12 protein-coding genes are annotated in these 11,566 nt (G+C 43.0%); 3 read left to right on the top strand and 9 right to left on the bottom strand.

The genetic code is table 11. The features are described from left to right. Window positions 1–27: 27 nt before the first annotated feature. Both MHI08_RS03325 and MHI08_RS03320 read right to left on the bottom strand, forming a co-directional pair. Window positions 28–720 (bottom strand): heptaprenylglyceryl phosphate synthase, encoded by a 693-nt coding sequence (locus tag MHI08_RS03325; protein WP_056767551.1) that lies wholly within the window; start codon window positions 718–720, stop codon window positions 28–30. A gap of 187 nt (window positions 721–907) precedes the next feature. Continuing rightward, the gene (locus MHI08_RS03320; protein WP_044335902.1) at window positions 908–1,423 is read right to left on the bottom strand and encodes a hypothetical protein; all 516 of its coding nucleotides are present in this window, start codon (window positions 1,421–1,423) and stop codon (window positions 908–910) included. Between the two features lie 554 nt (window positions 1,424–1,977). On the opposite strand from MHI08_RS03320, the gene MHI08_RS03315 reads away from it, so the two are divergent. Further along, a complete protein-coding gene (locus MHI08_RS03315) occupies window positions 1,978–2,343 on the top strand; it encodes a DUF2283 domain-containing protein (RefSeq protein ID WP_024426685.1) in 366 nt (121 codons plus the stop codon). A gap of 23 nt (window positions 2,344–2,366) precedes the next feature. On the opposite strand, the gene MHI08_RS03310 is transcribed toward MHI08_RS03315, so the two are convergent. Continuing rightward, window positions 2,367–2,597 (bottom strand): hypothetical protein, encoded by a 231-nt coding sequence (locus MHI08_RS03310; protein ID WP_024426686.1) that lies wholly within the window; start codon window positions 2,595–2,597, stop codon window positions 2,367–2,369. A gap of 139 nt (window positions 2,598–2,736) precedes the next feature. Here MHI08_RS03310 and MHI08_RS03305 point away from each other — a divergent pair, with 139 nt between their 5' ends. Beyond that, window positions 2,737–4,317, top strand: coding sequence for an FMN-binding glutamate synthase family protein (locus MHI08_RS03305; RefSeq protein WP_342492286.1), 1,581 nt, complete (start codon window positions 2,737–2,739; stop codon window positions 4,315–4,317). 241 nt (window positions 4,318–4,558) lie between these two features. Here the strand turns inward: MHI08_RS03305 and MHI08_RS03300 are convergent, their stop codons facing one another. Further along, the gene (locus tag MHI08_RS03300) at window positions 4,559–4,873 is read right to left on the bottom strand and encodes a YerC/YecD family TrpR-related protein (RefSeq protein ID WP_024424524.1); all 315 of its coding nucleotides are present in this window, start codon (window positions 4,871–4,873) and stop codon (window positions 4,559–4,561) included. A gap of 561 nt (window positions 4,874–5,434) precedes the next feature. Then, a complete protein-coding gene (locus MHI08_RS03295) occupies window positions 5,435–7,177 on the bottom strand; it encodes an adenine deaminase C-terminal domain-containing protein (RefSeq protein ID WP_326134683.1) in 1,743 nt (580 codons plus the stop codon). A gap of 125 nt (window positions 7,178–7,302) precedes the next feature. Between MHI08_RS03295 and MHI08_RS03290 the strand changes: the two genes are divergently transcribed. Further along, entirely contained in the window at window positions 7,303–7,524 is a 222-nt protein-coding gene (locus tag MHI08_RS03290) for a DUF2892 domain-containing protein (RefSeq protein ID WP_024424522.1), read from the top strand. 32 nt (window positions 7,525–7,556) lie between these two features. Here MHI08_RS03290 and MHI08_RS03285 read toward each other — a convergent pair whose 3' ends face one another. From MHI08_RS03285 to MHI08_RS03270, 4 genes are read right to left on the bottom strand one after another with little or no spacing between them, the layout of a single operon-like run. Then, a complete protein-coding gene (locus MHI08_RS03285) occupies window positions 7,557–8,822 on the bottom strand; it encodes a peptidase (protein WP_073204129.1) in 1,266 nt (421 codons plus the stop codon). A 14-nt stretch (window positions 8,823–8,836) separates the two neighbouring features. After that, a complete protein-coding gene (locus MHI08_RS03280) occupies window positions 8,837–9,502 on the bottom strand; it encodes a 3-oxoacid CoA-transferase subunit B (protein ID WP_268422439.1) in 666 nt (221 codons plus the stop codon). Next, on the bottom strand, window positions 9,478–10,164 hold the full coding sequence (locus tag MHI08_RS03275; protein WP_268422441.1) for a CoA transferase subunit A: 687 nt from the start codon (window positions 10,162–10,164) through the stop codon (window positions 9,478–9,480). The genes MHI08_RS03280 and MHI08_RS03275 overlap by 25 nt, the downstream gene beginning before the upstream one ends. A 12-nt stretch (window positions 10,165–10,176) precedes the next feature. After that, a complete protein-coding gene (locus MHI08_RS03270; protein WP_342492284.1) occupies window positions 10,177–11,541 on the bottom strand; it encodes an aspartate aminotransferase family protein in 1,365 nt (454 codons plus the stop codon). Window positions 11,542–11,566 lie beyond the last annotated feature (25 nt).

The following is an 11,566-nucleotide window of genomic DNA, read 5'->3' as shown; positions in this document are numbered from 1 at the left end:
TATTTTAACCCGTTTCGTCTTATTTGACTATGATGACTTTTTGACTGCATCCACTGTCTTTAATGCTTCTTTGAAATTGTCATAAATGACGTTTCCTACAACCACGACGTCTGCATGCTGGGAGAAGTCTTTTGCCTGCTTAGCGTTCTCGATGCCGCCGCCATAAAAAAGAACTGTTTCATCAAGCACTGCTTTTGTTTCTTTGACAAGCTCTATGTCTCCAAGCGTTCCGCTGTATTCCAGATAAAAAATGGGCAGCTTCATCAAATGCTCTGCCACTCTTGCATATGCCCTGACGTCATCGATATCAAGCGCTGTATTTGCCTCTGTGAGCTTGGCCGCTTTACAATCTTCATTTAAGATGACATAACCTTCAGGCACAATCTCTTCCATTGACATCAAATCACCGAATTCCTTCATCGCGTCTTTATGAAGCCCAACAATCCAGTCAGGGTGAGAGCTGTTTAAGACGGTTGGGATGAAATACAGATCAAAGCCAGGCACAATCATCTCATGTGTGGAGATTTCGAGCACACATGGCACTAGAAACCGGCGGACCTTTGACATCAATTGAAGCACGTTGTCCTCTGTCACATGATCACTTCCACCAATCAATATGGCATCCGTCCCAGATTCGCAAATCGCTTCTAGCTGTTCATCAGAAATTTCTTTATTTGGATCGAGTTTAAAGACATGCTTCCACTCGGTAACATCATACATGAAAAACGTTCCTCCATTCGTTTCATTCCATTTAAATATTATAACAAAATCAAAGGCCGCAAAAAATGGGTAACCTCCTTTAGCTAAAAGTTTCATTCTTTTGAAAATGGGTGGCGTGATTTAAAGATTTAGAAACAAAAAAGCAGATGCTAAGCATCTGCTTTCTTAATAAATGAACACAGTTTTTTTATTTTTCAAGTGGAGCAACTTGTGCTGTTGGTGCACCACATAGCAAGAAAAAGCCAAATAATACAGGAGGTGATACCGCAATTCCAGTTAAAGTTAGGAACCCTAGAACACTTAACCATTCACCTTTTTCAATAGCCTTTTGAACCTGATTTAAAGCCCCCTTGGTTATACCAAGAGCATCTTCAAGACAACGTTGAACAGTGTTTTTTTGTGTAGTAGCAATACCTTTTTGTTGATTCATATAGTTCGCAAAAGCGATCATGCCTTCTTTTTGATAAACTGGGTATGAAGCTTTTTCTAATTCCTTTTCGTTAACAACATAACCTACTTCGTCATCAAAAACTAGAATTTCAGTAAAGATATACTCTATTTCAGCTACAGATTTTTCAATTTGTTCTTTTGTTAACCCTTTCAATCCAGCCTCAGGATTTACTGAATTTTCAGCTGATGCTACTGGCACTATTGTTGCAATAGAAAGTAATAAAGCCAATGTGAATACAAATAATTTTTTCAATGTATAAACTCCCCTTTTTCTTAAAATAACCTAACAAAAAACCATAAATTTGATTTTATGGTCATTTTTGATAATAAAATATAGTGTTAGTTTGGTTTTCGTTTTAAGGTAGAAATAATTTGTTTTTACATAAATAGTGCTACTTTTTTCGCAGAATTATAAGACTGTTAAAACCACAAATGAGATTCCCCAAGTTAATACTCCAAATAAAATAAAATATTTTATAAAAAGTTCAAAATTAGTGAGCTTCCTCTCATTTCTAGTTTTCTTCAGTCTCCAATAAAAAGCATATGCGCACAACACAAGTACTATATGGCTCAGTTCAGACATTTTTTCAAAAAAATACAAATCCGCCATTTATAATTCATCTCCAATATAGTTAATTTATCCCATTAAAGTATATACAAATATACATTCGTTGCACATCCTGCTATGTTCTTAATTTTAGTTTATTATAATAATTGATATTCTTTAATTTATCTTCGATACCCATTCATAATTTCAAATCTCGTTAATTAGCTACAGTTAAAATTAAAATGAAGCAGGTGACCCCATTGAAAAGAACGATCACATATGAACAAAATATAGACATCGGATACATCTATATCACCCCGCAAGCGGAGCATATGAAAATCAAAGAAACCATTGAATTAGATGTCAATGAATGTGTCAATGTAGATATCGATCAAGAGGGCCGAGTGGCTGGCTTGGAGTTATTTGCACAAGAATCCGAAGTGCTGCGGAACGTACCGGTTTATGAGGATGATCTTTCTTTACGTTTGACGAATCAGGAAATTCTCTCAACCTATCAACTGTCAGGCGTTGAATTCCAATTCTCAACACCTGATCACAATAGGCTGATCGGTTTTACTATTGTCGATCCTCTTCGCTATAACATCACAAGAAAAAAACCGTTTTGATCTTTCAAAACGGTTTTTTCAAACTATTGTCTCGCTTCATTAAAATAATGGACGGATGTCATGGCCCCTTCGTCGACCATTTTGTTGTCTTGGATATCTAATGGATCTGGGTGGCCGGCTTTTTCAGGAATCTTTTCATCTGACCGGAACATGCTTGCCCATTTTTTCAGATGCTGTTTATTTTTTACCGCTAATAACACAGCTCCTCCAACCCCTAATCCTGCAAGTACATACGCATTTGGACGCTTATTCATGTATGTTCCCTCCCCTTATGATCTTATTTGTAAGTTACCCCGCCTTTTCATTTCTAAACGTCACAATATGCTGGTGTGGTTTCTCTTTCATTAAAAAGTGGAATAACAACAGCAATGAAAGAGAAAAGAGGGGATCTTCGTGACAACAACTTTAATTGTCATCGGCGCATTGCTAGTCATTTGTTTGATCATTCCAATCATTCTATTGATCTGGATTTGGATGAGGGATGAAAAACAAGAGGAACATTCAGTTCTGCGAAATTATCCGGTCATTGGAAAGCTGCGGTTTATTTTTGAAAAAATAGGACCTGAGCTTCGCCAATATCTGTTTCTGAATGACCGAGAGGAGCTGCCCTTCTCAAGAAGAGAATACGAGCAGGCGGTCATGTCTGGAAAGTACAAAAGCCGGACAATGGGCTTTGGATCAAAACGTGATTTTGACAAGCCAGGCTATTACATTCGAAACGTCCTGTTTCCAAAGCAGCGAGATGAACTACGAATCGATCAATCTGAAAAAATCAAAACAAAAGTGTATCAGATTGATCAAGACAATTTACTGCGAAGAAGTGAACATTTCAAAGAAGTCGAAGCAAATCCTTACTTTCTCCATCAAGAGGATGTACAAGTCATTGGCGAACACACATGTCAAAAGCCTTTTCATGTGAAAGGACTGATCGGTCAATCTGCCATGAGCTACGGCTCCTTAGGCGACAGGGCGATTACAGCTCTATCCTCAGGATTAAAAATAGCCGGTGGGACGTGGATGAACACAGGTGAAGGCGGGCTTTCTCCTTATCACCTCAAAGGCGGCGCAGATATCATTTGCCAGATTGGGCCCGGTTTATTTGGCGTTAGAACAGAGGATGGCGCATTTTCCTTTGAAGAATTCAAGAAAAAAAGCGAACACGAGGAAGTCAAAGCCTTTGAACTCAAGCTGGCACAAGGAGCAAAAACACGCGGCGGTCATATTGACGGCGAAAAGGTGACGGAAGAAATAGCGAATATCCGTAAATTACCGCCTCACCAATCCATTGACAGCCCAAACCGCTTTGAGATGTTCCACTCCATTCCTGACATGTTTGATTTCATTGAACAGCTTCGGAGCATAGGCGGAAAGCCAGTTGGAATCAAACTTGTTGTCGGACATAAAGAAAATATTGAAGAGCTTGCCAGCTATATGAAAAAAAGCGGGAAACACCCTGATTTCATTACAGTGGATGGCGGAGAAGGCGGTACAGGGGCGTCCTTTCATGAATTGGCAGATTCCGCAGGGCTTCCGATTTTCACGGCACTCCCCATGGTTCATCAAATATTGAAAGAATACGGTGTCAGAGATCAGGTGAAGCTCTTTGCTTCTGGCAAGCTTCTCTCGCCTGATAAAATTGCGATTGCCCTTTCAATGGGAGCTGACTTTGTGAATATTGCCAGAGGTCTCATGTTTTCAGTCGGATGCATTCGCGCCCAAGTCTGCCACACGAATAAATGCCCAGTCGGGGTCGCCACGACTGATCCAAAGCTGCAAAAGGGTTTATCGATTGAAGAAAAAAAATACCGAGTGTGCAATTATATCCTGTCTCTTAGAGAAGGTTTGTTTAACTTATCCGCAGCTGCGGGAATAGAATCGCCTATTCATTTTAATGAAAAACATATTATTTTTAGACAAGAGAATGGCCAGACAAGCGAAGTGCCGATGTTCTCAGGCACACAGCCATCTGTCTAGCTCGAAAAGGTGCGGAAACGCACCTTTTTTTATTGACATTTTCGTATAAAGTTAGCAAGCAGTAGAGTTTAAGGAAATCATCTCAAGCGAAGATGGCATCTCCTATGAGGGAGAAAGATGGTTTATGGGCGAGCTAAAGTAAAAAACAGGGGCACTTTATCAGCCCCTGCCCGCCTTTTCATAAAAAAACTGCAAACAAGTCCATTTTTCGTAAAAAGGATTGTTTACAGTGAAAGCTGCTTTATTTTGTTTCGTTATTTTCCTGCTGTTCTGCTACGCGGTCAAGAGCCATCGTATAGGCATCGTTTCCGTAGTTCAAGCAGCGTTTAACACGTGAGATAGTTGCAGTGCTTGCACCTGTTTCCGTCTCGATTTTATGATACGTGTTTCCCTCGCGAAGCATACGCGCTACTTCAAGACGCTGTGATAAAGATTGGATTTCATTGATGGTACATAAATCATCAAAGAATCGATAACATTCTTCCAGGTCTTTAAGGGATAAGATGGAGTTGAATAACTGATCTAAGCTTTTGCCCCTTAATTTATCAATTTGCATCTTAATACATCTTCTCCTTTACTATTGCCACACCGCTTCGCACGATCTTCTTCTAAGAAAGCGGTATCTTTCCTGACTAATTTTTTTAAAACCTCAGCAATGAGCTTTGAACAGATCATGACAGGTTTGGTTCTACGCTGAAAATGCCGTCAGGTTCTTTCGTAAGCCGAAGCTTCTTTATCGTAAACAAATTCGACAAGTTCTGTCATTTTCCTTGTATGACAATCTGACAAACTTGTTTGCTTCCAGTATAAAGATGACTTCTGCTTGGTTAGGTCTTCTGCCCTCATATACAGGCTTTGCAGAAAGCTCGGCGAGACCACAAATATGCGCCCCGCCTTGCTCGGGTTATTCAAAATATGTTGGCCGGTCAGCGTAACCGGCAAATTCATTTTACAATTAGAGTACTTCATTCGTCATGTCAAAGCCCTCTGCTTTGTCAACAGCTCCACATAAGATCATGATCACTTACATGGCAGTGAAGAGAACCATGGCTCACTTCTGCCCTATAACAGCAGTCAGAAATGCAGCAAAGATGATACAGCTCCACTCTGTTATATTTTAACGCATTATAGACGGAAAGAGTACAGTTTTTTTCATGACATCAAATATTCCTCTTGGTGTCACTCGAATATACGGCAAATGTGTACTTTGGAAAAAGACAAGTGTATCAATTGGGCAGTCAAATGGATAGCCGCGCTCAATGAGCAGCTCGCGTAATGTTTGTTCCTGCTGAAGAACAGTCTCAAATGGTTCAGCCGATGCACAGCCTGATAATTGCAGCGGGATTTCGTGCAAAATTTTCCCGTTCTCTGTGAGTACGATTCCTCCGCCAATTTCTTTCATCCGCTTATGTGCCAGCATCATATCTTCTTTATTTTTCCCGATCACTAAAATGTCACCGGTGAGCGAAAATGAGCTAACAAAGCCCTGCACTTTATTTGCGAACCCTTTTAGCATCGTATTCACACGCCACTCGCCTTTTCGGTCAATCAGGCTAAAGAAGCTTTGATCATGGTCACATGAGAGCTGGTTGATTGAGTTATCAATTTCCACTGTATAAGGCTCCATGATGACGGCATTTCTCATCTTGACACCTAGCGGCATAGAGAATTGCAAATCACTCATCGTGAGGTCGTAGCTTAAATCTAATGGAAGAAGCCCGCCATTTTCCCATTTTGTTTCTTGGAATTGATGCTGGTTCTCGCCATCTAATTTGAGAATAACCCCTTTAGATATCACCGTTTCAGGATTTGGGTTCATTGGATCATCTAAAATATTTATAGAAGCCAGCCGGCCTGGGCCAACAACGCCTAATAAATCATCGATTTGATGGTATTTTGCAATGTTAAATGTCGCCATATTATACGCATCAATGATCGGCACGCCTTCTTCAAGAGCAATCGAAATCAAACGGTTAATCATGCCTTCCTCATAAAAGTGAGGAGCAGCACCATCTGTTGTATAGAAAAAGTGGTCATAGTGTCTAAAATCACGCTCATGCAGTTCTCTTAAAATGTTCACTAAATCTGGGCGGATGGAAGAATGCCGCAATGAAACATGATAGCCAAGGGACAAGCGTTTTAACACATCGTCCGCATTCATCGCTTCATGATCACTGTCCGCGCCAAACAGCTTCATTTTTGTTAGCGTTTTCTCAGAAGCTCCTGGGAAATGCCCTTCAATTCGTTTTCTCTGCTTCTTCGTTTCTTGCATGCAATATAAAATGAGATCATCACCGTCCATCAATCTTGGCCAGCTTGTTAATTCGCCGCCTTGGAGGACGTCAGGATGATCAATCCATTCCTTCCGGTAGTTGACTGGCAGCATCTCATCTTCATATCTGACTTCCGTTTGAAGATCGTATCTGGACCACCAGAAATACTGAAATGGCTGCTTTTTTAATTCACATAGAGTGGAAAGCGCTTTCTTTTCATTGCTTTGCAAAAGAAGAAATAAGTTATCGCTGACCATTGTTGTTGTGCCAAATTGAGACACATATTCTGCAAGTGATTGGGGATTATAAATATGGAACGGATGCGCGTGAGGCTCTATATACCCAGGCACAATGTATTTCCCTTCACAATCAATCACACGTTTAGCTGATTTATTTTGAGGAAGCTCTGCTCCGACATAAACAATTCGATCATCATGTATCCAAATATTTGCCTTCACCCATTGCTTCAAAAACGGGTTAAGCACGAGTCCATTCGTTAAAAGGAGTGTTGGAACTAATTTTGAGTCGACTACATCGATTTGTGTGCGGATGTCATTGTTTCTCCAATTAAAAGTACGTTCGGACATTCACATACTCTCCTTCATTTGTATTAGCCCTATCGTAACATAACGAACTACGTTACGCATTAATGAAACGTTACAATTTCTTGAAATCACACTTAAAATAATTTAAAAAAGGAGATTCACCTTCAATGAAACCTAATCTCGGCTTAATGGAAGCTCTCATTAGAATTGCCTGCGGAATGACAATATGTACTGTGGCTGGATCCTTATATGCTAGAAAACCATGGAGTAAAATGCTGCTTTTGGGCATCATGTTTGGCGGTATGAAACTAGGATCTGGCATTCTTCGTTTTTGTCCAGTGACATATATGTGTGAGCAGCAGGACACACATAAAGAGAAGGCTGAGTAAGGCAGCCTTCTTTTTTTGTGATCATTTTCATCTCATTCCGCTGCTTCACACCATTCTACTATTGTACCTGCAATAATTTCTGCTGCTTCAATCACATGCTCAATGTCGATGGATTCATTCGGAAAATGGGCAAGCTCCGTTGTTCCAGGTCCAAACACGATGATCGGAATACCAGCCGCCTGTGACAGTAATCCGCCGTCCGTTCCCCAAGGGGCGGCTTCGATCTTCGGCGGCTGCTTCATGACCGCTTCATATTGTTCCTTCAATAAACCTAAAAGCGGATGATCTGTATCGATTGAACCCGGAAGCCATCTTGCACCAAACCATTCGACCTCAACAGGATGCTCTTGAAACCATTCATCTTTTTCTCCGAGTCCTGCCATCCAATTTTCTAATTCCTTCTCTGCCTGTTCTACCGTTTCACCCGGCATCACCCCGAGCCTGCCTTCCATTGTGACAAGGTCTGCTACGGAGGATGGCCAATCACCGCCTTGAATTTTCCCGATATTGATTGGGATCGGGATTGGGATATGCTGAAACAGCGGCTCAGTGATTCGCTGATTTCTTTCTTCTTCAAGTGCCGCTATATGTGAAAGGACTATCGTGCTCTTTTCAATAGCAGAAACGCCGTGATATCTTGTTCCGCCATGAGCAGCCCTTCCTTTAATATGCAGTCTGAACCATTTAGATCCTTGCTGAATCGGAAAGATTTTCATATGACTTGGCTCTGGAATGATGGCTGCATCTGCTGTATATCCTCTCAGTATGGCTGCAAGGGTGCCTGCGCCGCCGCTCTCTTCTTCGACAACACTATGAAACACGACATCTCCCTTCAGCGGAATCTGAAGCGCATGCAGTGCTTCAAGTGCAAAGAGTAAAGAAACGTTTCCACCTTTCATATCTGTTGCCCCGCGTCCATAAAGTCTCCCGTTTATGATATGCCCGCTGTAGGGCGGATATGTCCATTGTTTGTGATCACCTGCCGGGACAACATCGACATGCCCATTTAATAAAATAGATTTGCCGCCGCCTTTACCTTTCAATCGTCCGGCGACATTGGGACTCCCTTTAAAGGAACGCCTCGGGGAATAAAAATACGGGTGGTTCAGCAAGTCATCCCCGCCAATGTCCCATACGTCAACATCAAAGCCAATGGCAGAAAGTTTATTTGCTACGATTTGCTGTACTTCTTGCTCATTTCCTTGTGTGCTGTCACATTGCACCATTTGCTGAAGAAGCGTCACGGCTTCCTCCTTATGCTCTTTCATCCAGTTTCTGATACGTGTGGTTGGCTGCAAGTCGGTCATCCTTTCTACACAACAGATTTGACATCAGGCGCTAAAATGAGCGGCGCCTCTGTCGCCCTCATGACATCTTCCGGCTGAAACGGCGGCATGACTTCACGCAAAATGAGCAGCTGTGATTTGACCTCAATGACTGCCATATCCGTAATAATCAGATCTACACAAGACTTAGCAGTTAAGGGCAGCGTGCAGGCTGCTTTTATCTTAGATTGTCCATGTTTATCAAGGTGGCTCATCACAACCACCACCTTTTTCGCTTTTTGCGCAAGTTCAATGGCTCCACCCATACCCGGCACTCGTTTCCCTGGCACAATCCAATTGGCAAGATCCCCATGACTGCTGACTTCAAGTGCACCTAAAATGGTCATATCCAGCATCCCTTTGCGAATGATGCCAAAAGCAGTTGTGCTGTCCATATATGATCCGCCTTTTGTTAACGTAATGGGAAAACCCCCGGCATTGCACAAATTCGGATCTTCTTCCCCTCGTACTGGTGAAGCGCCTGCCCCCATAATGCCGTTTTCTGCATGCAGCCAAACGTTGTAATGCGCTGGAATGTAATCAGCCGCAAGGGTTGGGATGCCGATCCCAAGATTCACAATCATGCCATCTTCAATTTCCTGTGCCGCGCGTTTGGCTATGCGGTGTCTTAAATCGATGTCTCCCATGCCCATGTCCAGTTCACTCCTTTTGATTGCACGATCTGGTTCACAAATACGCCTGGCGTGACGATTTCCTCTGGATGAAGCCCGCCCACAGGCACAATCTCTTCTACTTCCGCAATGGTCCAGTCTCCTGCCATCGCCACAATCGGGTTTGTATTCCGTGCACTTTTATCAAAAATCAGGTTGCCTGCTTCATCTGCTTTGAGGGCATTCACAATCGCGATATCCGCAGTCAGTGCAGGCTCAAGAATATACTTCTTTCCATCCAGCTGAACCAATTGTTTCTCATCAAGATTGAGGCTATCCATGCCGACATCTGTCACAATGCCCGCTAAACCCATGCCGCCTGCCCTGATCTTTTCTACTAGAATGCCCTGCGGGTAAAAAAGAACGTCTAGTGTACCTGCCTGCATTTTCTGCCCGGCAATTGGATTTGAGCCAATATGAGAGGCAATGATTTTCTTCACTCTTCCTTCTGTGATCAGCCTGCCAACACCGATTTGCGGGAAGCCTGCATCATTTCCGATCAATGTCAGGTCTTTGATATTGGCTTCTAGGATGGCATTGATCAATGATGGCGGGGAGCCTACACCGCCAAACCCGCCAAACATAATGGTCATTCCGTCCTTAAAATGGGTGATCACTTCATCAAGACTCGCTGTTTTGTTCATCCTCTTTCCTCCCTACATGGCAGATGGGAAAAACCCTCGATTGATGACTTCTTGCTCGACCTGCGTCATTGTCTGCCCGAATAAATGAATCAGTTCATCCATCTCCTGCTGCGTAATAGAAAGCGGCGGTGCGATCATGACCGCTGCACCTCCTACGCCATCCTCTCCAGCGCTTGCTGGGTAAACAAGCAAACCATTTTGTTTGGCCGTCTCCACAACTAAATGTGTCATTTGAGCATGGGCAGGAAATGGTGTTTTCGATAATCGGTCTGCGACAAATTCAATGCCAATGAGCAGTCCCTTTCCTCTCACATCTCCTATGATGGAATGATTTGTTTGCAAATTCTTTAAAGCATTCATTAAATATCGGCCAGACAGATCAGCTCGTTCTGAAAGCTGGTGTTTTTTCATATATCGAATGACAGCCAGTGAGACGGCTGCTGAAAGCGGATTGCCGCTATAAGTGTGGCCTGCCATCACAGAGCCCGAACCGCTGAGAATCGGTGCAATCACATGATCCGCTGAGACAGCTGCCGCAATCGGTGAATAGCCGGCGCTCATGCCTTTTCCGAGTACCATAATATCTGGTACGACGCCCCAATGTTCCATGGCAAACATTTTCCCAGTTCGTCCAAAGCCTGTCATGACTTCATCTGCAATCATTAAAATATCGTTTTCCTCACAAACTCGCTTCATCGCCTGAAAATATCCATCTGGCGGAACAAGCGCCGCGCCCGCTGCTCCAACAATCGGCTCTGCAATAAAAGCCGCAATCCTCTCTTTTCCTATACGCTGGATGACGGTTTTAAATTCCTGTACATACCATTCGACCTGCTTGCTTTCTTCCTTTGGCAGCCACGAACGATAGCTGTATGGCGAAGACAGCACCGGGTGTTTTTCGAGCAGTGGTTCAAAGCGCTCTCTCCTTGCAATATGTCCTGACATCGACAGCGCACCGAGTGTGATGCCGTGATAACTCATCCATCTTGAGATGATGTGATTCTTCTCAGCCTTCCCCTGCTCCTGCCAATGCTGAATGGCAATTTTCATGGCGGTCTCTGTTGCCTCTGATCCGCTTCCGACAAAAAAAGACCAGTTCAGGTTCCCTGGGCAGAGCGTACTCAATTCATAGGCAAGTTCTTCTGCTGGTTCATTTGTGAATTGTGATCTGTACGTAAAGCTCACCTTTTCCGCTTGCTCTGTCATGGCATCAATGATGTCCCGTATGCCATGTCCAATACTCGCCGTGACAGCACCAGATGAGCCGTCTAAATATTTTTTCCCGTCCCGATCATATAAATAAATCCCCTCTCCTTTCACAGCCACAGGATAATGCTGATTCAACATCGGTTTGATTAAGTAATCCCGGGTCTCCACTTTGTCATTCCTCCCTCTCTCGTCA

It is taken from the genome of Bacillus sp. FSL M7-0791, from assembly GCF_038627085.1.
Lineage (GTDB): Bacteria > Bacillota > Bacilli > Bacillales > Bacillaceae > Bacillus > Bacillus safensis.
This window is presented reverse-complemented; position numbering and strand designations above follow the sequence as displayed.

What these genes read in the sequence shown, in the direction of transcription:
- MHI08_RS03300 (WP_024424524.1), bottom strand. Translation starts at nt 4,873, where the DNA reads ATGCAAATTGATAAATTAAGGGGCAAAAGCTTAGATCAGTTATTCAAC.
- MHI08_RS03280 (WP_268422439.1), bottom strand. Translation starts at nt 9,502, where the DNA reads ATGGGCATGGGAGACATCGATTTAAGACACCGCATAGCCAAACGCGCG.
- MHI08_RS03310 (WP_024426686.1), bottom strand. Translation starts at nt 2,597, where the DNA reads ATGAATAAGCGTCCAAATGCGTATGTACTTGCAGGATTAGGGGTTGGA.
- MHI08_RS03295 (WP_326134683.1), bottom strand. Translation starts at nt 7,177, where the DNA reads ATGTCCGAACGTACTTTTAATTGGAGAAACAATGACATCCGCACACAA.
- MHI08_RS03325 (WP_056767551.1), bottom strand. Translation starts at nt 720, where the DNA reads ATGTATGATGTTACCGAGTGGAAGCATGTCTTTAAACTCGATCCAAAT.
- MHI08_RS03275 (WP_268422441.1), bottom strand. Translation starts at nt 10,164, where the DNA reads ATGAACAAAACAGCGAGTCTTGATGAAGTGATCACCCATTTTAAGGAC.
- MHI08_RS03290 (WP_024424522.1), top strand. Translation starts at nt 7,303, where the DNA reads ATGAAACCTAATCTCGGCTTAATGGAAGCTCTCATTAGAATTGCCTGC.